Below are 20,738 nucleotides of genomic sequence, written 5' to 3'. Positions count from 1 at the left end.
AAAGACTCCCAAGCTTTAAAGCTCGGGAGTCTTTTAACGCTAACGCTAGGAAGCGTCGAGGTCCTGCTCGATGAGAGCGGCAATCTTCTCGACTGCTTCTGCATTCTCGGAGGTAACGGTAACTTCGTCACCCTGCTCAGCGCCCAGGGCCATGATCATCAGGGAGGAAGCTGCGTCGGTCTCTTCGTCGTCATCGCTGCCGACGAGGGTCAGCAGAATGTCTTCGTCATAAGCCTCTGCAGCGTCTGCGATGATGGACGCAGGACGTGCGTGCAGTCCGACGGAAGAGCCAACCTTTACGGTCTTAGATGCCATGATGATAAGTCCTTTCGACTATGTGAGATTTCGTGTCTACAAGTGTACGCGTTATGCCGCGGCCTTGGCAGCCTCCGCCTTGGCGGCTGCTTCCTCGACGGTCTTGTTCGGCCAGAACTGCTTCAGCGCGATGACCGCCAGCGCGGAAACCACGACGCCCGCCGCGATAGCCAGGACATAAGCCCAGGCCGGGTCGATGGCGAAGAAGACAAAGATGCCGCCGTGTGGGGCACGCGAACCGACGCCCAGGGCCATCGACAGTGCACCGGTGGTGGCGCCACCGAGCATCATCGCCGGGATGACGCGCAGCGGGTCAGCGGCAGCGAATGGGATGGCGCCCTCCGAGACGAAGGAGAGGCCGAGTAGCCACGCGGACTTGCCGTTTTCCTGCTCCGCCGGGGTAAACAGGTTCTTGCGCAGGAAGGTCGCAATCGATAGCGCAATCGGCGGAACCATGCCGGAGGCCATGACGGCGGCCATGATCTCCATGGAGGCCTGGTCACCAGTGGAAAGGCCGGCGGTGGCAAAGAGATAGGCCGCCTTATTGACGGGGCCGCCCAGGTCGAAGCACATCATCAGCCCGAGGATGATGCCCAGCAGCACGGCGGACGAGCCGGACATGGAAGAAAGCCAGTTCTGCAGGCCTTCCATAATTGCGGCCAGCGGAGCGCCGAGCAGCAGGTACATCAACAGACCTGTGATAAGGCTGGTCAGCAGCGGAATGATGACAACCGGCATCAGGGAACCGATCCAGCGCGGGACCTTCCAGTTGCCGATCCACATGGCGATGAGTCCCGCGATAAGACCAGTGACCAGGCCACCGATGAAGCCCGCGCCGAGGGCGACGGCGATGGCGCCGCCGGCGAAACCAGGAGCGATTCCCGGGCGGCCGGCAAATGCGAAGGCGATATAGCCCGACAGTGCCGCAACGATAAAGCCCATGGCTGCTTGGCCGATGGCAAAGAGCACCGCACCGATATAGAGCAGCAAGCCGGAGCGGTCGAAGCTCATCATCTCGCCGTCGACCTCAACTTGGTGGCCGGGCAGGTTGGTCAACGAGTAGTTGGTGGAAATCGCCTGCCAACCGTTGGCCATGTCGTAGCCGCCGAAGAGGAAGCCGAGGGCGAGCAAAAGGCCGCCTGCGGCGACGAAAGGCACCATGTAGGACACGCCGGTCATGATCGCCTGCTGGATGCGCTTGCCCCAGCCGAGTGCTTCACCTTCTTCTCCGCTGCCTGATGCGCTTCCGGACGCGCTTTCCGATGCCGCCGTTCCCGCCACGCGCCGCGCATTCGGGTTCTTGGCGGCGGCGACGGCCTCATCGAGCATGACGCCGGGCTCGTTGATGGCGCGCTTGACGCCGGATTCGATGACGGGCTTGCCGGCGAAGCGTTCACGTTCGCGCACTCCGACGTCGGTGGCGAAAATGACGGCGTCAGCGGCGTCGATCACCGATTGCGAGACGGAGGTGTTATTCGAGGAGCCTTGGGTCTCGACGGTGAGGTTTATGTCGGTGCGCTCTGCCGCGGTTTGGGTCAGGGCGTCGGCAGCCATGTAGGTATGCGCGATGCCGGTGGGGCAGGCGGTGACCGCCACGATGTTGGTGGCTGCGTTCTCGGTAGTTGGTGTTGCGGTAGCGGACGCCGCCGTAGCGGCGGAAGTTGATGCCGCGGAAGCAGATGACGCCGCGGAAGCAGAATTCGCAGGTTTCTTGGGCTTTTCCGCGTTGACCACATCCAGCACCAGCTTGACGATTTCCTCCTTGGTCGCCGCAGTACGCAGCGCCTCGAGGAAGTCCTTCTTTACCAGCGCGCGGGCCAACTTGGAAAGGATCTTTAGGTGTGCCTTACCGCCACCGGCGGGGGCAGCGATGAGGAAGACCAAGTGGGCGTCACCGTCAGGACCGGAGAAATCGACGCCGCGGGAAAGTCGCGCGAAGGCCAGCGTTGGCTCGGTGACGACCTCAGAGCGGCAGTGTGGAATAGCAACGCCTCCGGGCACGCCGGTGCCAGCCTTGGCCTCGCGGTCGATGGCCGGTTGGGCGAGACCCTCGACGGAGGTCGCGCGCCCCGTCTCGTGCACCAGGGTGGCAAGGTTTGTGATGACAGATTCGACACTGTCGCCGAAATCGGCGTCCAACGCGACCAAGTCTGTCGTGATGAGATTGGATGCCATGAGGACACTCCTTTAATGATCAGAGTTGTAGTTAAACGCGGTTATAGGGTTAAAACTTTGGTTTCTGCGATATTGACTTGTGCAGGCTTTGGTAGCTGGGTGCCGGGCAGAGCCGCAGCGGCAGAACCGTAGGCCACGGATTGGCGCAAAGCTTCCGCAAAGTCCTTCCCTGCGCGGCGGGCCAAAATATAGCCCGCAAGTGCGGAATCACCCGCGCCGACGGTGGATGCGACAGCCGTGGGAGGTGGGGTAGCAGCCCAAGCGCCATCTGCAGTAACGAGAACTGCGCCAGCACCGCCCAAAGTGACGAGAACCTCATCGACGCCGCGGCCAACCACTACGCGCGCGGCTTCGACGACGCCTGAGTAGTCGCCCTGTTCCGCGGCCGCCTCGAGTGCAGTTCCGTCAGTATCGGTGAGCTGGCCGAGCTCAAGCCCATTGGGCTTGATTAGATTCGGCGCGGACTCGTTGAGGCGCTCTGCAAGGGCGACCATCGGGGCGTCGGAAGTGTCGACGGCGATGCGTGCTTGGGGCGAGGCGGAGCGGATGGCGTCGACAAGCGTGGCGTACCAATGCGTGGGAACGCCTTTGGGCAGGGACCCCGCAAGCACCACCCATTCCGCGCCGATGGAAAGCGCGGCCAGCGAGGAGGAAATGGCAGACTGGACTGTCTCGTCGAGCTCAGGGCCCGGGCCGTTGACCTTGGTGGTGCGGCCATCTGGTTCGGTGATGGTGGTGTTGGTTCGGACAGAACCGGGCATAGATACGGCATCGAAGGGAATGTTGCCGTCTTCCATCAAGGTGAGGAAGTGATCGCCCTTGCGCGCGGGCAGAAGAGCGACGGATTTCTCGCCGGCAAGGTGCACCGCGTGCGTGACGTTGACGCCTTTGCCGCCTGCGACCTGAGAAACCTGGCTGGCGCGGTGAACTGCGCCCGGATTGATGGCTTCTTGGAGGTTTAGGGTGGCGTCAATACTGGGGTTGGGGGTCAGTGTGAGAATCATTGTGGAGACTCGTCCCTTTCGCAGTTTGCGTATATTGGGAGAAAGCTAGCTGGACGGTGGTCGAGCGCAGATTTCTGCTCCCTGTTGATTGTTGTCTGGTTATGCCCGAAAGTCAATCAAAAGAGTGTGGTATTCGTTGCTTTTTCACCCGATCTGTGATGATCTAGGGGGAGAGCAAATCCCCTCCCGAAGGAATGTGTGATGGAAAACGAATCTCAATCAACCATCAAGGGTACTGGCGTCGTCGCCGGTGTCGCCTACGCCGAGGCCGTGTGGGTGCGTCCTCGTCCAGAACTGCCCACTGCTGGGGAGCTAATCGACGAAGAAAAGCGCGACGGCGAGTATGACCGCTTCCTAGAGGCCGTCGATATCGTGGCAAGCCGCCTCGAGCAGCGTGCGGCCGGCGCAGAAGGCCAGGCGGCTGAGGTGCTGGGCGCTACCGCCGGCATGGTCAAGGACCGCGGCTGGCACAAAGCGGTGCGCAAGTCCATCCGTGCAGGCCGGCCGGCGGAGTACGCAACCGCGAGCGCGACTGAGAAGTTTGTCACCATGTTTGAAGCAGCAGGCGGCGTGATGGCCGAGCGCACGACGGACCTAAAGGACGTGCGCGACCGCGTTATTGCGCAGCTGCGTGGCGAGCAGGAGCCAGGTCTGCCGATGGTCAACGGGGAAGCAGTGCTGCTTGCTGATGACCTCGCGCCCGCAGATACCGCAACCCTCGACACCGCACACATCAAGGCTTTGGTCACCGAGCTCGGTGGCCCGACGAGCCATACGGCGATTATTGCCCGCCAGCTGGATATTCCATGTATCGTGGCCGCGGGCGCGGAGCTGCGTGACATTGAGGCCGGCACGCTCGTGTTCGTGGACGGCTCTATTGGCACAGTGAACTTGGGCGCAGACCGCGAGGAGTCTTTGCGGGCGGTAGAGGAATACCGCGAGAAGGCTGCGCGAGTGGCGCAGTGGCGTGGCCCAGCGCAAACTAAGGATGGCCATCGCGTGCAGCTTTTGGCTAACGTCGCGGACGGCAACGCGGCGCGTATCGCGTCGGACTCCCAGGCAGAGGGCATTGGTCTTTACCGCACTGAGCTTTCCTTCCTCTCTGCGAGCGAGGAGCCGACGGTGGATGAGCAGGCGCGCATCTATGGGAAGGTCTTTAACGCCTTCCCGTCTTCCAAGGTGGTTGTTCGCACCTTGGATGCGGGTTCAGATAAGCCGATTTCTTATGCCACCCTGTCTTCCGAGGAAAACCCTGCGCTTGGCGTGCGTGGTCTGCGTATCGCGCGCGATAACGAGGCGCTGTTGACTCGCCAGCTGGATGCCATTGCGAAGGCTTCCGCAGACCGTGGCTACGATGCTCCGACGTGGGTTATGGCGCCGATGGTCGCTACCGCCGTTGAAGCGAAGTGGTTCGCGGGTCTTTGTCGCGAGCGTGGCCTTACTGCGGGCGCCATGATTGAGGTTCCCGCGGCGGCTTTGATGGCCGATACCATCATGCCGCATCTAGACTTCGTCTCCATTGGTACCAATGACTTGACGCAGTACACCATGGCGGCGGATCGTCTTTCCCCGCAGCTGGCATATCTTACTGACCCATGGCAGCCGGCAGTGCTGCGCCTTATCCAGCACACCTGCGTGGTGGGCCAGGATAACGATGTTCCGGTTGGCGTATGCGGCGAGGCGGCAGCGGATCCGCTGCTTGCCTGCGTGCTGACTGGCTTGGGCGTGAACTCCCTGTCGGCGGCTTCCACGGCCGTCGCCGGCGTGGGCGCACAGCTTGCGGAGCTGACGTTCGAGCAGTGCCAAAAGCTTGCCGACGCCGCCATCAACGCCGAGGGTCCATCCGAAGCCCGAGCGGCAGCGCTCTCTTTGTTGGACGAGTTCTAAAACATAACGATAGCCCCGCTTTTTGCGGGGCTATTTTTGTATGTGCCGATGCTACTTATCGGCGGCGATGACTACTTCGATTTCGCGCTCGCGAAGCGCCTCGATGAAGCTTTCTGGTGCGGCGGAATCGGTGATGACGACGTCGATATCCGCGATAGAGGCGAAGCTGACCAAATAATCGTTACCGAGTTTTGAGGAATCGCAGAGGACCACGACCTTGTGGGCGTTGGTGACAAAGGCGGACTTGATGGCTGCCTCTTGGGAATCTGCGGTAGACAGGCCGTGGTCGAGGGTGAGCGCATTGGTGCCGATGAAGGCAACGTCGGCACGCATGAGCGCCATGGTGCGCAGTGCAGTATCGCCCACGACTGCCTGGGTGATGGCGCGGACGGTGCCGCCGAGCAGCTGAACGTCGGGAACGCCGTTGCTTGCCAAGGAAAGCGAGATGGGCAAGCTATTGGAAACTATCGAAAATTGCCCTGCGGCGAATTGTTGGCCGATGAGGTCTGCCAGGGCATTGGTGGTGGTACCCGCGTCGAGGAAGACGCTGCCGCCGGCGTCTGGGAGGAACTGCATGGCGGCGCGTGCGATGGCAATCTTGGCGCCGGTAGCGGAACGCTGCCGGGTGTCGAGGGTCAGCTCTGCGGTTTGGAAGGACTGAGAGGCCACAGCGCCGCCATGCACGCGGTGTACAACGCCTTCGCGGTCTAGAACCGCGAGATCGCGACGAATGGTTTCAGCGGTGACGTCGAAGCGCTCGGAAAGCTCGGTGACGTTGACGCGTCCCTCAACTGCGGTGAGGGAGGCGATCTGACGGCGACGCTCCTCTGCGTACATAGGGTCCTCCAAAGGTCTGCCCAGGAACGGGGTTGGGGCTAGACAACCTCCGATTCTTGGGGGTAAAGCGGAAGCTGTTGCCGGAATGATACTGGCTTGCCTCTAGTTTTCCAGAAATCCCTACGAATCGGAACGAAACAAAGAGTTTCACATATCGCCAATCTTGCATGCGATCGCCGAAATTTTCTTTAGCTGCAGATTTGCAAAATGTGACATTAAACGCCGGCCAATGGACAACCGGAAAATTACGCATAAAAGGGGGTATTTTCGGGCAACCGTTGGCCGGCGTTGAAGCAACAGAAGTGGGTGATTAGAGCTTGCGGAATACAGAAACTACCTTGCCCATGATTTCTGCATCGTCACCCTTGATTGGGGAGTAAGCATCGTTGTGGGGCAGGAGCCACACGCCCGAGGAATCCCGGTGGAATTCCTTGACGGTGGCTTCCTCGCCGTCGAGAAGCGCGGCGACAAACTCGCCTTCCTCGGCCACCGACTGCGAACGAACGATAACCCAGTCACCGTTGAGGATGCCTGCGTCCTGCATGGAGTCTCCCACAACCTGGAGCATGTATAGTTCGCCGTTGCCAACTACGTCATCAGGCATGGGGAAGTAGGTGTCGATGTTTTCTTCGGCGGTAATCGGCGAACCTGCGGCAATGCGGCCGACCACCGGAATATAGGAAACTGCGGAAGCGTCCTCTGGGGTGGCGTCGACAGGCTGCTGCGGTTCTTCCTTGGGTGAGGCCTTGCGTCCTGGCTTCTTGGGCTCTTCCTCATTGAGGTGGCGTACGTCGACGGCGCGGGGCTTGTTTGGGTCGCGGCGTAGGAAGCCTTTTTCTTCTAGTTGCTTGAGCTGATAGGCCACGGAAGAGGTGGACTGGAGGCCGGCAGCGTCGCCGATTTCGCGGATGCTTGGCGGGTAACCGCGGAGCATGACTGCGTCGTGAATGACGTCGAGGATGCGGCGTTGACGCGGCGAAAGGGAGTTGATGTCGGGCTTAGCGGAATTTTTAGCTGGCTTGCGTGGCACGGTTTCTCCTCGGCGGGGTTGGAAGTTGCCGCGCGGCTTCCGTCGCGGCTTGGGTTGTTCGAACTTGGGTTGTTTGAACTTGGGTTGCTCGAATTTTCGAAAAGCTTCCCTTCTTTTCTACCACGTGGGGGACAAATGTTCGAGAGATTTGCCGGAGGTGTGGACAAACTTTCGAAAAGTTGTTATAAATCGAACATAGCAACTAATTCGAACGGATTAGCGATGGAACTTTTCGAACGTGTCGCAGCAGAAAAGTACTCTGCAACCATCAGTTAATCGCAACGCACAAACACTGGAGGATCTCACAATGGCTATCGCTCTCAACACCGCTTCCAACCATGTTACTTCCACTAACGCTCGCCGCGCGTACCGCGCTCGCGTCGTGCCGGCGGCCTCTGTTTGGGATGCAGATGTCTACGATGTCCGCCGCGCTGGGGTAGGGGAAGCGTCCCACGATGTTCGAACTCTTAGCGTGGATAATCGAACATATGGCGCCCCTATACGCCGCTGTGCGAACGCTGAATCAGCTGGTCATGGCGAGCAAGAATATTCGCGTGCGCAGTCGAATCGTGCAAATTATTTGTTGGGCGCTGTCTTTGGTGCAGCCGTGTTCGTCGGAACTGTATTCGGAGGATTGACTGCTGATACTGGTGCTGTCCACACCGAGAACGCCCAGGTGGTCCAGGCAGGTGTTACGCACTAGCCGCCGCTGCACGCTAGCCCGTCGCGCGTTAGCTGCCGTCGCGCGTTTGGCGTCGCGCGTTTGGCTAGGCGGAGCCCTTGGCGTGCGGTTCTGTGGGCGTGCGGCGCTGTTGGTGTGGGAAAGTAATCACTCGGCTTGGATGCCGGCCGGAAAATGGCATCCCCAGTTGTTTGGGCAGTACACTAAATGCGGTCTTAACGCCTGCCTTCCACGTGTGGGAGGTGGATGACGTGAAAGTGAAAGGAACCGTGCGGTGTACTGCCCGTTTTGTCATTATGAACAGTCGCGAGTCATCGACTCTCGTGTAGTCGACGCCGGCACCGCCATCCGCCGTCGGCGCGAGTGCGCCTCCTGCAAAGGCCGTTTCACCACGGTGGAAAAAGCGGTTCTTTTGGTGGTTAAGCGCAACGGTCTGGCGGAGCCGTTCAGCCGCGACAAGCTAATCCGCGGCGTCCGTCGCGCTTGCCAGGGACGCGACGTCAGCGACGACGCTTTGAAAAAGCTCGCCCAAGAAGTAGAGGAGACCGTGCGCAGCCACGGCTCCTCCCAGGTCAACGCCAACGACATTGGCCTTGCAATCCTCGAGCCGCTGCGTGACCTTGATGAGGTGGCCTACCTGCGCTTCGCGTCCGTTTACAAGTCCTTCGAAAGCGCCGACGATTTCGAATCCGAAATTCGCCTGATGCGCCGCCGCGACCGCGATAACTTTTAAGAGCCGCAGTGCCAGCCGAGGGCTGGTGCTCGTTTGCGGATGGCGGCGAACGGCGTATGGCCGCATCTGAAGCTAGACGGCGCGGTGCTTAGCGGAGCTTGTCCACCGCCTTTTGGATGCGGCGCAAGGATACCGGGTGCGCGGTGCCGAGGCGCTGAGCAAAAAGTGAGACGCGTAGTTCCTCGACCATCCAGTAGATGTCCTTGACCTCGCGGGTCTTGGCACGCCCGGCGGGCAGGTTGCGCAGGCGATTGTTGAGGTACGCTTTGGCCTCGTCGACTTCGGCCTGCCGGTCCGCGTCTTTGTCCGGGTCTATTGCCATCTCGTCGAGGCGAATCCGCATCGCCTGTACGTAGCGCGGGAGATGGCGCAGGTGCGCCATGCCATGCAAGGTGATGGCGTTTTCGGGAAGCAGGAACTTCAGCTGCTCGCGCATGTCGTCAATGGCAGGGCCTTCCCATTGATCGAGCTCGGCGCGCAGGTTTGCATACTCGGCAAGCCCTGGCGCGATTGCCACCACGGATTGCCGGACGCGGCCAGGCACCTGGGGCTTGACGACGTCGCGAAGCTTGGCGAAGCCCTCCGGCGACCGAGGCGCACCGCCAGCTTCGACCATGAGATCGCGAATGGCAGCCACCCGTGCATCGCCGACGAGGCCTTCGGCGCCGCCGTGAGGGTAGGCGTCGACAGCCACGCGCTGCTGCAAGGGCAGGCCCTTGACCATCTGTTGGTGATTGACGTTAATCTCCCGCAGGAGCAGCGTCAGAGTGGTGGTCAACATGGCGGCGTCGGCAGCGGCCTTGGTGGGGTGAACCTTCAGGGAAACGCCGTCCGCGGTTGCCACGAGCGCGGGGTACGCGGTGACCTCATGGCCGTCAACCACCGTCTGGACTTCCTCGTCAATTGTGCCGAGCGTCTCCGGCGTCCACTCTTTGACGGCCTTCGACTCAGACTTGCGTCCGACCCGCGAGACTGAGGACTTGATGTGCCCCGCCTGGCGCTGCACGAGCGCTGCGAGGTCCCGGTCAGAATCGATAACCTTCCCGCGCTTATCCACCGCAGCGTAGTTCATCTGCAGGTGCGGCGGCAGGCTGGAAGGCCGGAAGTCGGAAGCGTTGATCCCTTGGCCGCCGAGCTCGCGGAGGACGTCGGCAAGCTGCTGCGTCAGGGGGCCTTCATAAGGAAGCAGACTCGGCAGGGCACGCTCTGCGAACTCCGGTGCGGGAACCACGGTGCGGCGCAACGCCTTCGGCAGGGAACGGATTAGCTCCGTGACCAACTCCAGGCGCAGGCCCGGCACCAGCCAATCGAAGCCCTCCGTATCCAGCCCTGCAAGCAACGGCACGGGCACCATCAAGGTGACGCCATCGAGGGGATCGCCGGGCTCGAACTTATAGCTCAAGTCATAGTCAATCGAACCCTTCAGCCACCTGTCCGGGAAGGCTTCCTCGGTGACGTCGTGGTCTTCCTCGATAAGCTTTTCCGGGTCGAAGTCCAGCAGGTCTGGGGTCTTGTGACGCTGCTTCTTCCACCACGAGTCGAAGTGCCGGCCCGTGGTGACTTTGGCGGGGATACGTGTGTCGTAGAAATCGAAGAGAGTGTCCTCCGAAACCACCAGACCCCGGCGTCGCGCCTTGTCCTCAAACTCGGCGGCCTCTTCCAGCTTTTTCACGTTGTCATGGAAGAAGTGGTGGTGGGTATTCCACTCGCCTTCAATTAGCGCAGAGCGGATGAACATGTCGCGTGCGGCCGTCGGGTCGACGCGGTGATAGGGCACCGTGCGGTCTACCACGATGGGCACGCCGTAGAGCGTCGAGCGCTGTGTGGCCACGGCGGCGGCGCGCTTGCGCGACCACACGGGATCGGAATAGTTGTGACGTAGCAGGTCCGCGCCGAGCTTTTCCACCCACGCGGGGTCGATGGCGGCAACGTCGCGTGCCCACAGGCGCGAGGTTTCGACGAGTTCGGCGGCCATTAGAAATTCCGGCGGCTTCTTCGCCAGCGCGGAACCGGGGAAGACTAGGAAGCGAGTATTGCGGGCACCGTGGAATTCCTTGGAGTTGCCATCGCGCGCGCCGATGTTGGACAAAAGGCCCGCTAAAAGCGACATATGGATGTCATCGGGGCGGCGTTCGGTGGCTTCTTGCTGGTTCCATCCGAGCTGCTTGGCGACGTCCCTAAGCTGGCGCACCAAGTCAAACCACTCGCGGATGCGCATGTAGTGCAGGAATTCCTTCTTCATGCGCTTGCGGAAGGCATTGCCGCTCATCTCGGTGCGGGCGTCCTTGAGGAAATCCCACAGGTTGAGCATGGCGAGGAAGTCGGAGGAGGCGTCCTTAAAGCGCGCGTGGGCTTGGTCGGCTTGCGCTTGGTATTCGAGGGGGCGCTCGCGAACGTCTTGGATGGTCATGGCCGCGACGATGACCATGACGTCTTCCAAGCAGCCGGAGCGGTGGGCCTCGACGAGCATGCGCGCCATGCGGGGGTCGACGGGGATGCGGGAAAGGTCGCGGCCGATGTCGGTGAGAACCGGAAGGCCGTCTTTTTCCTCTTGCGAGTGCAGGGCGCCGAGCTCGCGGAGGAGCAGCAGGCCATCGCGAATGGCCTTGTTCTCTGGCGGCTGCACGAAGGGGAACTCCGAGATATCGCCTAGGCGCAGCGAAATCATCTGCAGGATGACGCTGGCCAAGTTGGTACGCAGGATTTCGGGGTCGGTAAATTCTGGGCGGGAGGCGAAGTCCTGCTCGGAGTACAGGCGGATGGCAATGCCGTCGGCAACACGGCCGCAGCGGCCGGAACGCTGGTTGGCGCTGGCCTGCGAAATTGGCTCGATGGGCAGGCGCTGGACCTTGGTGCGGGTGGAATAGCGCGAGATACGCGCGGTGCCGGTGTCTACCACGTATCGAATACCCGGGACCGTCAGCGAGGTCTCTGCGATGTTAGTGGACAGCACGATGCGGCGGCCGCGGTGCTCGGAAAAGACGCGGTGCTGCTCGTCGTTGGACAGGCGGCCAAACAGTGGGGTGACCTCAACGCCGCGCCACTTGCGCGCCTCGATGGCCTCTTGCGCGTCGCGGATATCGCGCTCGCCGGGGAAGAAGCAGAGGATGTCGCCTTCTCCTTCTGCCATGAGCTCCTCGATGGCCTCGCACAGGCCGTCTAGCGGATCTTGATCGACGACCTTGCCCCCAGCCTCGAACTCGAGCGGCCGGTAGCGAATTTCCACCGGGTAGGTGCGCCCGGAGACCTCGATGATGGGCGCGGGCTTTCCCTCACCGTCTGCGAAGTGCTGGGCAAAGCGCTCTGGGTCGATGGTCGCGGAGGTGATAATCACCTTGAGATCCGGGCGCTTAGGCAGCAGGCGCTTTAAGTAGCCCAGCAGGAAATCAATGTTGAGGGAACGCTCATGAGCCTCATCGATGATGATGGTGTCATAAGCATTCAGGAAGCGGTCGCGCTGCATCTCCGCGAGCAGGATGCCGTCCGTCATTAGTTTCACGGCAGTGGTAGCAGACACGCGATCATCGAAACGGATGGCGTAGCCCACGGACTCGCCGATCTTCTGATCCATCTCCTGCGCGATACGCTCGGCGACGGTGCGCGCGGCTAGACGACGCGGCTGGGTATGGCCGATCAGCCCCTTGCGGCCACGGCCTAGCTCGAGGCAGATCTTAGGGATCTGCGTGGTCTTACCGGAGCCGGTCTCGCCGGCGATGATGACCACCTGGTTATCGCGGATGGCTTCTGCGATGTCGTCCTTGCGGCCGGAAACCGGAAGGGTCTCGGGGTAGGAAATAGGGGGAACGGCGGCGTCGATTAGCGCGACGCGCTCGCGGGCTTGTTGGATATCGCCCCCGATTGCGGTGAGGGCTTGGGGTGAGCGGGCCTTGCGAAGGCGGCGTCGGAAAGCGCGGGCATCTTTGGTAGAAACCTCGTCGAGAGCGGCGTAAAGCTCGTCGCGGGTGGGCGTTGAAGGAATCGTCATAGCTGGTTGTGAATTCTACTAGCCGTCGTAAGCGGCGGGAAATGTTGATAGGGTAGGTGCGATCGAGACTAAAGAAAATGAATATAAATAGAGGGGATTGAAGATGTCTTCACCTTTTGGATCTGCAGGCGACGGTAAGGATTTCCCGCGTTATGAGCCAACCAACCACCCGGAGGACCGTCCTGACTACGGCTTGCCTTCCTACGGTAGCTACAACGCGGGCGGGAACGCTGGCTACGACGAGCAGCCACAGGGCGGCGTGGGCTACAACGGCCCGGTTTCTGCGACGAAGGCTATCGGCTGGGCATTCCGCACGGTCTTTAGTAACTGGCAGCTGTGGATTTTGGGTTCGCTTTTGATGTTGGCTGTATTCGGCATCTTCGGTGCCGTTGTGGGATTCATCTTGGCCTCCAACGGCGACGGCAACGCCGCGTTCACGGGCAATATCTTCTCCAACGTGATCACGCAGGTGATTTCCCTGCTGGTCTCCTTGTTCGTCATGCGTCTGGCGCTGTTCCAGATTGATGATCTGAAGACTGGCTGGTCCTACATCGGTAAGGACGTACGATGGGGCAATACCTTCCTGATGCTGCTGATCATCGCCCTCGTGTCCTTCGTGGTCATGATTTTGGCCGTCATGGTCTTTGGTGGCGCGGCCTTTGCCACGCTTACCAGCGCGGACGTTCAGGACGAGGATGCAGCTCTGGCGGCTGCTGGCACCGTCTTCGGCATCCTGGCAGTGATGGTCATCATCGGCTGGCTGGTCACTCCGCTGTACAAGCTGATGCCATGGTTCGCAGCTGACGGTGACTCCATCGGCGATTCCATCAAGAAGGGCTTCATGGCGGGCAAGGCCAACTACATGCAGCTGCTGCTCTACGCGCTGATGATGTTCGGGCTGGGTATCGCTTGTTTCCTCACGCTTGGTCTGGGCTTTATCATCTTCGCTCCAGTTTCCTTGCTGGCTGAGGCGCACTTGTTCCGCCAGTGCGCTGGCCGCTACGTACAGGCCTAAAGATAAAAGAAAATTCCTCGGTTCCAATCAAGGAGCCGAGGATTTTTATACGTTGCGCGAACGCTGCAGGGCTTCTTCGAAGGCTGCGGTAACCAGAGCACCGAACTTGCGGAACTCTTCGGCGCGAGCAGCGGAGCTGCGGAAGACCAAGCCCACCTCGCGCTCAGCGGTAACGCTTGGGTCGAAGCGCGAGACCTGTAAGTGCGGGTTGGTGCACTCGGTGGCAATGGCCGATTCCGGAACCAAAGTAGCGCCCAGCCCGCCCATAACTAGCTGCAAGATGGTGGTCAAAGAGGATGCACGAGTAACTGAGTTAGTGGCCTCAGACGCGTTGATATGCGCGCGGCGGCACAGATCGAGGATTTGATCGCGGAGGCAATGGCCGTCGTCGAGAAGCAAAAGCTTCAGGCTATCTAGCTCTGCAGGGGTGAGGTCCTCGCGGCCTGCCAGGGCATCATTGTTGTCGGTGACCACGACGAAGTCCTCCGTGTACAGCGGCACGTCCACCATGCCGGCGGCCTCGGAGGGCAGGGCGATGATGGCAAGATCTAACTGGCCGTCGCGCAGCTTGCCCAAAAGGTGCTCCGTCTGCTCCTCCACGAAGCGCGGCTCGAGTTCTGGGTAGGTCTCGGTGATAGACCGCAGCAGGGTAGGCAGGATATATGGCGCGATGGTGGGGATAACGCCGATGGTCAGCGGCCCAGTGAGGGTACCGTGGGCACCGCGGGCATGGGCATGGAACGCATCGGCGGCCTCGAGCGTTGCTTTAGCGTAGGGCAGGAGCTCTTCGCCGTTGGCGGTGACTATTACCTTGCGCGTGGAGCGCTCGATGAGTTGAATTCCAAGGCCCTGTTCGAGGGCCACGAGGGCTTGGGAGAGGGAAGGCTGGGAGATTTCCAGCTTTGCGGCGGCGGCGCCGAAGTGTTTGTTCTCCGCGATGGTGACGAATGTTCGCAGCTGAGCGAGTGTGGGACGGTACTCTTTATTGTGCATGCCTATAACTTTAACATCCATCGATAGGATTTCCTATTGACATGCGCAACGGATGTTGGCATACTTGGCTGCGGCGGGGCTTTAGGCCCCACAAGCGCTGGAAAATGCGCAGCCCAGAAATTTGATTCAACATCTATAAGGAGATGTCTTTCATATGCCTATCTTGACCGTTGGCGAGAAGTTCCCAGAGTTCGAGCTCACCGCACTGAAGGGCGGCGACCTGCACGACGTTAACGCTAACCAGCCTGAGGATTACTTCGAGCAGGTTTCCCTGGACAAGTACGAGGGCAAGTGGAAGGTCGTCTTCTTCTACCCGAAGGACTTCACCTTCGTTTGCCCGACTGAGATCGCTGCTTTCGGCAAGCTGGATGAGGAGTTCCAGGACCGCGACACCCAGATCCTCGGCGGCTCCACCGATAACGAGTTCGCTCACTTTAACTGGCGCGCAACCCACCCAGAGCTGAAGGAAGTTCCTTTCCCGATGTTCTCTGACATCCGCCACGACCTCATCCGCGCCCTCGGCGTTGAGAACGCTGACGGTGTTGCTGACCGCGCAACCTTCATTATCGACCCAGACGGCGTTATCCAGTTCGTTTCCGTTACCCCGGACGCTGTCGGCCGTAACGTCGACGAGGTTCTGCGCGTCCTGGACGCACTGCAGTCCGAAGAGGTCTGCGCTTGCAACTGGGAAGCTAATGACCCAACCAAGAACATCAACAAGATGGACGTCGTTCAGTCTGCTCTCTAAGGGCGACTGAACCGCGCGTGCTAGGCCGCGCGTGGTAGTCACGCGTGACAACGTAGTCACGCGTGATAATAAAGCCCCCTCGGGCAACCGAAGGGGCTTTCCTTTGAACTTCTTCTGAAAAACACTTATCAAAAACGCTAAGGAGCACAAGATATGTCTATCGATAACCTGAAGTCTTCCCTTCCGGAGTACGCAAAGGACCAGAAGCTGAACCTGGGCACCCTCGCTCGTTCCACCGAGCTGAACGAGGAGCAGCTGTGGGGCTCCATGCTGGCTGCTGCTGCCGCAACCCGCAACGACACCGTTCTTTCCGAGATCATGGAAGAGGCAAAGGAGCACCTTTCCGCTGAGGCTATCGAGGCCGCGCTGGGCGCTGCCACTGTCATGGCAATGAACAACGTTGCATACCGCGCCAAGGGCTGGCTGGGCGAGGACTACGCTCAGGTTAAGTTCGGCCTGCGCATGAACATCATTGCTAAGCCGGGTGTGGAGAAGGCTAACTTCGAGCTGTGGAACACCGTTGTTTCCGCAATCAACGGCTGCGAGCACTGCCTGGTTGCTCACTCCAAGACCCTGCAGGAAGAGGGCATGACCAAGGAACAGATTTGGGAGGGAGTCAAGATCGCTGGCGTTATCCAGGCTATCGCTCAGACCATTCAGGTTGAGGCTGCTCGCTAAAGCACTTTTAAAGGCTCGCACGGTGAAATATCGTGCGAGCCTTTTTGGCGTTTTAACGCGGCGCTAGCCGACGGCCACCCCAAACAAGGTACCGATTCCATAAGTTACGGCCAGACCAGTGGCGCCGCCGATGAGCAGGCGGATGACTGCGCGGGCGGAGTCGGTGCGGGCAAGGCGGGCGGAAATATAGCCGGTAAGCGCAAGCGCTAGGAGCGTAACTCGGGCGACGGCCCAGCCGGCTACAGCGGAAGGCGCGATGAGGATGGCAAGCATCGGAAGCAATGCGCCGGCGAGGAAGGAGACGGCGGACCAAAAGGCGGCATGCCAGGGGTTGGTGAGGTCATCGCCGTCGATGCCGAGTTCCAGCCGCAGGTGAGCATCGAGCGGGTCATTATCGGCGATTTCGTAGGCGGCGCGGCTCGCGGTTTCCACACTCATCCCGTAGCCCGCGAGCATCTCCGTGAGTTCGGCGTGCTCCTGCTCGGGAAACTCGGCGAGCTCCCAGCGTTCTTTGGCAATGAGTGCGCGCTCGGAGTCGCGCTGCGCAGACACCGAGACGTATTCGCCCAAGGCCATGGAAACTGCACCGGAGACCGTGGCCGCAAGACCAGCGGTCAAGATTGTTTGATCGCTGGCACCAGAACCAACGACGCCGAGCAAGAGCGCAGCGACCGATACGATGCCGTCGTTTGCGCCCAGCACGGCTGCGCGTAGCGAATTGAGCCGCGAGTTATGGCCTGCCGCGTGTGGCTCGGTGGGGTGGAGTATATCAACCATGGCCTTCACCTTTCGTCCTTTCGACTCTTATTGTCGTCGCAGGTCAAAGGGCTTGTCTAGCATGGTTAGGCTGCGCTGGCGGCGCGCAGCAGACCCTTTCCTAAGCTAGTGCTCGATACGCAGCTCCGATAGGCGCACCTCGCCGGCTGCATCGGAGGCGTCGAGATCCACGCGTCCAACGAACTGATAGCCGTGATCGCCCTCAGGATCCTTGATGATCTGGCGTACCTCCCACAAGCGGGTGTCCTGGCCGTAAACACGGAAGAACTCCGGTCCACGGGCGGCGGGGCCGGAATCGATGTCGTCGTATTCGTCGAAATAGTCGTCGAGGACTGCGCCGAAGTCGGGGACCTCGTCCAGGTAGTCCAGAAGCTCGGCCAGCCGATCCTCTTTTTCGAGCGCGAAAAGCTGCACCAAACGGAAGAAGTAGTTGCGCACCATGATGCTAAACGCGCGGCGGTTGGACGTTAGGGCAGAAGGGTCCTCAACGCCGAAGGCCAGCTCGCGCTCTAGGTCCTTCTGGGAAATCGGTGAATCCTCGCCGGCCATCTGCGCCCACTCGTCCACGAGGGAGGAATCCACCTGGCGGATGAGCTCGCCGAGCCAAACGACGACGTCGGCAAGCTCCTCGCTCATGTATTCCTCTGGGATGGACTGCTTGAGCGTGCGCCAGGCGTCCGTGAGGTAGCGCAGGATAACGCCTTCGGAGCGAGCCAAGCCGTAGGTGGCCACCAGGTCCGAGAAGGTCATGGCGTTTTCCAACATGTCGCGGACCACGGACTTCGGGCGCAGCTCGAACTCCTTGACCCACGCGTTGGTCTCCGCGAAGGTGTCATAGGCCTGCTCGAGCAGCTCCTCCAGCGGCTTTGGCCAGGTGATGTCCTCAACGATGGCCATGCGCTCGGTGTAATCGACGCCGTCGGCCTTCAGCGCGGCAATCTCCTCACCGCGGCGCTGCTTCTGCTGGGCCACGAGCACCTGGCGCGGGTCATCGAGGATCGCCTCAAAAACAGAAATGACGTCCAAGGTGTAGGTTTCAGACTCTGGGTCCAACAGAGTGAGTGCGGCGAGAGCAAAAGGCCCAAGCGGCTGGTTCAGCGCGAAGTCTCGAGGTAGTTCGCGGACCAAGTGATAGGGCCGGCCGTAGATGTCCAGGCCCTTGGTGGACTTTTGCACCACGCCGGAGTTCAGCAGGCCGCGGAAGAGCTCGATAGCGGTCAGGATGTCCTGGTTCTGCTTGCTACGGGTGTCATGGTTGGTACGCAGCAGGTGCTTCATGTGCTCGTACCCGTTGCCGTGGCGGGCAAGCACGTTGAGCAGCATCGAGTTCGAGACCCGGAACTGCGAAGTCAGCTGCTCCGGCTCGGCCTCGGTCAGGCGGGCGAAGGTCTTCTCCGACCACGAGACCTCGCCATCGCGCGGGGACTTCTTCTTAAGCTTCTTCAGCCGCGCCGGGTCGTTGCTGAGGCGACGCCGCGCCTTGGCGTTTTCGATCTCGTGCTCTGGGGCCTCAACGATGACGGTGCCCTCGGTGTCATAGCCCGCGCGGCCCGCGCGGCCGGCAATTTGGTGGAACTCGCGGGATTTTAAAATGCGTTGGCGTTGACCATCGAACTTGGCCAGGCCGGTCATCAGCACCGTGCGAATCGGCACGTTGATGCCCACGCCCAGAGTGTCGGTTCCGCAGATGACCTTAAGCAGCCCCTGCTGCGCAAGCCTCTCGACGAGGCGGCGGTACTTCGGCAACATACCTGCGTGGTGGACGCCGATGCCACGACGCAAAAGCTTGGACAAGTCGCGGCCGAAGGCGGTGGAAAAACGGAAGTGCGCCAGCTCCTTGGCAATAGCTTCCTTTTCCTCCGGCGTGATGATGCCAGATAGGGAAGTCAGCGCTTGGGCGCGCTCGGCGGCCTCACGCTGGGAGAAGTGCACCACATAGACCGGCGCCTTACCAGAGGAGAGGATTTCCTCGATGGTCTCGTGAACCGGGGTAAACACGTAGGAGAAATCCAGCGGCACCGGGCGGGTGGTGCCGGCCACCAGCGTGGTCTCGCGGCCGGTGCGCTCGGTTAAGTCCTTTTCCAACCAGCCGGTATCGCCCAGGGTGGCGGACATCAGCAGGAATTGCGTCTTCGGCAGCTCCAGCAGCGGCACCTGCCAGGCCCAGCCGCGGTCCGGCTCTGAGTAGTAGTGGAACTCGTCCATGACTACCTGATCGATGGCAGCATCAGCGCCGTCGCGAAGCGCAATGTTCGCCACAATTTCTGCCGTGGCGGCGATGATGGGAGCATTGCCGTTGACCGTGGCGTCGCCCGTCATCATGCCCACGTTCTCGGCGCCGAAGATCTCGCACAGGGCGAAGAACTTCTCGGAGACCAAAGCCTTAATCGGCGCGGTATAAAAACTGCGCTGGCCACGCGCCAAGGCGATGAAGTGCGCGGCATTTGCCACCATGGACTTGCCCGAGCCCGTGGGCGTGGCAAGGATGACGTTATCGCCAGCGAGGATACCCAGCGAGGCCTCCTCTTGGGCTGGGTACAGCGAAATGCCGCGCTGCGTGGTCCAGCTAGTAAAGGTATCCCAAATCGCCTCGTCAACGAGGGAATCAGGAACTTCGGCGAGATCGGGCAGCAGCTGAGAAAGATTCACCTTTTCCACATTAGGGGATGAAGGCGCCGCCGTGTGGAAAGAGGCTAGTTCTCGCCTTCCTGATTATCTTCATCATCTTCTGCAGCGCGATCGGCGGCATCTTCGCGGTCATCGATCTCGCTGTCCAGAACCTCGTGGCGCTGCTCGGAATCACCGTCCAGGTTCGCTAGGAAAGCCTGGAACTCCGCACTGATTTCCTCGCCGGAGGGCACGGATTCCTCACCCGGCAGCAAAGCATTCGGGTGCTCCTTGCGGTAACGCTCGTGGTAGTGGTCATACTGCTGCTCGAGCTGCTGGACCACGGAGGAAACCTCCTCGGAATCCATGACCTGTTCCTCGAGCTGCTGGTTCACGCGCGTGATGTCTTCTTCCAAGCTGCGCAGAGGCAGGTTGAGGCCTGCGGCATTCGACACCGAGTTCAGCAGGGAGAAAGTACCCTGCGGATACGGTGAGGAAGCCAGGTAATGCGGGACCGAAACGGTAAAGCCAGCGACGTTGCGGCCCTTTTTATCCAGTGCCTTTTCCAGGAAGAGGGCGGCCGAGCCCGGAACCATCATGGTCTGCTCAATCTTCATCATGCGGCCTACCAACTCAGGGGAGTTGCCGTGCGCAGTAATCACCGTGGGGCGCGTATGCGGAACCGGCATCGGGGCGGCGTAGAGAACGATGGTGTCGTGTACGTCGAACTTCTCTGCAATGCCCACGACGGCCTCGGTGAATGCCTCCCAGCGCAGGTCCGGCTCAGGGCCAGAAAGCAGCAGGAAAGACTTGCCGGAGTTATCGCGCAGCACCTTGATTCCGAGCTCGATGTTTTCGATTTCGACGGTGCGGTCATGGTCAATGGTGACCATGGGGCGGCGCGAGCGGTAGTCCATGAGCTCGTCGCTATTGAAGGAGGCGAGCTGGCGGTTTTCCAGCGCGGCCTTCAAGTGATCGGCAGAGGCCTCCACCGCCTGGCCGGCATCGGCATAGCCATGCATAGCCACGATCATCGTGGGACCTTCATCCTCACTGGAAGAATCCTTCACCATTGGGGCTGGGTATTCCAATTCGTAGATGCGCCTTTGATCATCATGCATGCGTGCGATACCTCCTTAACCTGTGCCCCGACAATACAGCTTCGGAAGACACTTACCGCTTTCAACACCGAGCCTTAAACAAGTATTCCTGAATTTCGCCCTTTAGGATCCTAAAAGCCCCGGATGGTAGGTGGCGTCGCGATGAGTTATC

16 protein-coding genes are annotated in these 20,738 nt (G+C 60.6%); 6 read left to right on the top strand and 10 right to left on the bottom strand.

The window, feature by feature from the left end; all coding sequences use genetic code 11:
- Positions 1–45: 45 nt before the first annotated feature.
- The 3 genes from HMPREF2888_RS11285 to HMPREF2888_RS11275 are packed head-to-tail and all read right to left on the bottom strand — an operon-like array spanning position 46 to position 3,494.
- Complete coding sequence (locus tag HMPREF2888_RS11285) at positions 46–315, bottom strand: HPr family phosphocarrier protein (RefSeq protein WP_061923017.1); 270 nt, start codon at positions 313–315, stop codon at positions 46–48.
- A gap of 51 nt (positions 316–366) precedes the next feature.
- Positions 367–2,490, bottom strand: a complete 2,124-nt coding sequence (locus tag HMPREF2888_RS11280) for a PTS fructose transporter subunit IIABC (RefSeq protein ID WP_061923014.1) — start codon at positions 2,488–2,490, stop codon at positions 367–369.
- Positions 2,491–2,531: 41 nt separating this feature from the next.
- Complete coding sequence (locus tag HMPREF2888_RS11275; RefSeq protein ID WP_061923011.1) at positions 2,532–3,494, bottom strand: 1-phosphofructokinase family hexose kinase; 963 nt, start codon at positions 3,492–3,494, stop codon at positions 2,532–2,534.
- Between the two features lie 201 nt (positions 3,495–3,695).
- On the opposite strand from HMPREF2888_RS11275, the gene ptsP reads away from it, so the two are divergent.
- Positions 3,696–5,381, top strand: coding sequence for a phosphoenolpyruvate--protein phosphotransferase (gene ptsP, locus HMPREF2888_RS11270; protein ID WP_061923008.1), 1,686 nt, complete (start codon positions 3,696–3,698; stop codon positions 5,379–5,381).
- Between the two features lie 51 nt (positions 5,382–5,432).
- Here the strand turns inward: ptsP and HMPREF2888_RS11265 are convergent, their stop codons facing one another.
- Positions 5,433–6,218, bottom strand: coding sequence for a DeoR/GlpR family DNA-binding transcription regulator (locus HMPREF2888_RS11265; RefSeq protein WP_061923004.1), 786 nt, complete (start codon positions 6,216–6,218; stop codon positions 5,433–5,435).
- 310 nt (positions 6,219–6,528) lie between these two features.
- Positions 6,529–7,248: a transcriptional repressor LexA gene (gene lexA / locus HMPREF2888_RS11260; protein ID WP_061923001.1), complete on the bottom strand. Its 720-nt coding sequence runs from the start codon at positions 7,246–7,248 to the stop codon at positions 6,529–6,531.
- Positions 7,249–7,555: 307 nt separating this feature from the next.
- On the opposite strand from lexA, the gene HMPREF2888_RS11255 reads away from it, so the two are divergent.
- A complete protein-coding gene (locus tag HMPREF2888_RS11255; RefSeq protein WP_070518799.1) occupies positions 7,556–7,951 on the top strand; it encodes a hypothetical protein in 396 nt (131 codons plus the stop codon).
- A gap of 253 nt (positions 7,952–8,204) precedes the next feature.
- Positions 8,205–8,663: a transcriptional regulator NrdR gene (gene nrdR, locus HMPREF2888_RS11250; protein ID WP_061922995.1), complete on the top strand. Its 459-nt coding sequence runs from the start codon at positions 8,205–8,207 to the stop codon at positions 8,661–8,663.
- A gap of 88 nt (positions 8,664–8,751) precedes the next feature.
- Here the strand turns inward: nrdR and hrpA are convergent, their stop codons facing one another.
- On the bottom strand, positions 8,752–12,648 hold the full coding sequence (gene hrpA, locus HMPREF2888_RS11245; protein WP_070518798.1) for an ATP-dependent RNA helicase HrpA: 3,897 nt from the start codon (positions 12,646–12,648) through the stop codon (positions 8,752–8,754).
- A 103-nt stretch (positions 12,649–12,751) separates the two neighbouring features.
- Here hrpA and HMPREF2888_RS11240 point away from each other — a divergent pair, with 103 nt between their 5' ends.
- Complete coding sequence (locus tag HMPREF2888_RS11240) at positions 12,752–13,663, top strand: hypothetical protein (RefSeq protein WP_070518797.1); 912 nt, start codon at positions 12,752–12,754, stop codon at positions 13,661–13,663.
- A gap of 45 nt (positions 13,664–13,708) precedes the next feature.
- On the opposite strand, the gene HMPREF2888_RS11235 is transcribed toward HMPREF2888_RS11240, so the two are convergent.
- Complete coding sequence (locus HMPREF2888_RS11235; protein WP_070518866.1) at positions 13,709–14,656, bottom strand: hydrogen peroxide-inducible genes activator; 948 nt, start codon at positions 14,654–14,656, stop codon at positions 13,709–13,711.
- A 154-nt stretch (positions 14,657–14,810) separates the two neighbouring features.
- Here HMPREF2888_RS11235 and HMPREF2888_RS11230 point away from each other — a divergent pair, with 154 nt between their 5' ends.
- Together HMPREF2888_RS11230 and HMPREF2888_RS11225 are read left to right on the top strand one after the other, a co-directional pair.
- Positions 14,811–15,404, top strand: coding sequence for a peroxiredoxin (locus HMPREF2888_RS11230; RefSeq protein ID WP_061922987.1), 594 nt, complete (start codon positions 14,811–14,813; stop codon positions 15,402–15,404).
- Between the two features lie 153 nt (positions 15,405–15,557).
- Positions 15,558–16,082, top strand: coding sequence for an alkylhydroperoxidase, AhpD family (locus HMPREF2888_RS11225; protein ID WP_062044182.1), 525 nt, complete (start codon positions 15,558–15,560; stop codon positions 16,080–16,082).
- A 63-nt stretch (positions 16,083–16,145) separates the two neighbouring features.
- On the opposite strand, the gene HMPREF2888_RS11220 is transcribed toward HMPREF2888_RS11225, so the two are convergent.
- From HMPREF2888_RS11220 to HMPREF2888_RS11210, 3 genes are all read right to left on the bottom strand, one after another.
- Positions 16,146–16,859 carry a VIT1/CCC1 transporter family protein gene (locus tag HMPREF2888_RS11220; protein ID WP_070518796.1) on the bottom strand — a complete coding sequence of 238 codons (714 nt, stop codon included), beginning with the start codon at positions 16,857–16,859 and terminating at the stop codon, positions 16,146–16,148.
- Positions 16,860–16,964: 105 nt separating this feature from the next.
- Positions 16,965–19,508: a DEAD/DEAH box helicase gene (locus tag HMPREF2888_RS11215; protein ID WP_070518865.1), complete on the bottom strand. Its 2,544-nt coding sequence runs from the start codon at positions 19,506–19,508 to the stop codon at positions 16,965–16,967.
- 44 nt (positions 19,509–19,552) lie between these two features.
- Entirely contained in the window at positions 19,553–20,587 is a 1,035-nt protein-coding gene (locus tag HMPREF2888_RS11210; protein ID WP_070518795.1) for a PAC2 family protein, read from the bottom strand.
- Positions 20,588–20,738: the final 151 nt, after the last annotated feature.

The sequence above is a fragment of the Corynebacterium sp. HMSC077D03 genome (assembly GCF_001808545.1).
In the GTDB taxonomy this organism is placed as follows: Bacteria; Actinomycetota; Actinomycetes; order Mycobacteriales; family Mycobacteriaceae; genus Corynebacterium; species Corynebacterium simulans.
This window is presented reverse-complemented; position numbering and strand designations above follow the sequence as displayed.

What these genes read in the sequence shown, in the direction of transcription:
- HMPREF2888_RS11285 (WP_061923017.1), bottom strand. Translation starts at nt 315, where the DNA reads ATGGCATCTAAGACCGTAAAGGTTGGCTCTTCCGTCGGACTGCACGCA.
- HMPREF2888_RS11280 (WP_061923014.1), bottom strand. Translation starts at nt 2,490, where the DNA reads ATGGCATCCAATCTCATCACGACAGACTTGGTCGCGTTGGACGCCGAT.
- HMPREF2888_RS11275 (WP_061923011.1), bottom strand. Translation starts at nt 3,494, where the DNA reads ATGATTCTCACACTGACCCCCAACCCCAGTATTGACGCCACCCTAAAC.
- ptsP (WP_061923008.1), top strand. Translation starts at nt 3,696, where the DNA reads ATGGAAAACGAATCTCAATCAACCATCAAGGGTACTGGCGTCGTCGCC.
- HMPREF2888_RS11265 (WP_061923004.1), bottom strand. Translation starts at nt 6,218, where the DNA reads ATGTACGCAGAGGAGCGTCGCCGTCAGATCGCCTCCCTCACCGCAGTT.
- HMPREF2888_RS11255 (WP_070518799.1), top strand. Translation starts at nt 7,556, where the DNA reads ATGGCTATCGCTCTCAACACCGCTTCCAACCATGTTACTTCCACTAAC.
- hrpA (WP_070518798.1), bottom strand. Translation starts at nt 12,648, where the DNA reads ATGACGATTCCTTCAACGCCCACCCGCGACGAGCTTTACGCCGCTCTC.
- HMPREF2888_RS11240 (WP_070518797.1), top strand. Translation starts at nt 12,752, where the DNA reads ATGTCTTCACCTTTTGGATCTGCAGGCGACGGTAAGGATTTCCCGCGT.
- HMPREF2888_RS11235 (WP_070518866.1), bottom strand. Translation starts at nt 14,656, where the DNA reads ATGCACAATAAAGAGTACCGTCCCACACTCGCTCAGCTGCGAACATTC.
- HMPREF2888_RS11230 (WP_061922987.1), top strand. Translation starts at nt 14,811, where the DNA reads ATGCCTATCTTGACCGTTGGCGAGAAGTTCCCAGAGTTCGAGCTCACC.
- HMPREF2888_RS11225 (WP_062044182.1), top strand. Translation starts at nt 15,558, where the DNA reads ATGTCTATCGATAACCTGAAGTCTTCCCTTCCGGAGTACGCAAAGGAC.
- HMPREF2888_RS11220 (WP_070518796.1), bottom strand. Translation starts at nt 16,859, where the DNA reads ATGGTTGATATACTCCACCCCACCGAGCCACACGCGGCAGGCCATAAC.
- HMPREF2888_RS11210 (WP_070518795.1), bottom strand. Translation starts at nt 20,587, where the DNA reads ATGCATGATGATCAAAGGCGCATCTACGAATTGGAATACCCAGCCCCA.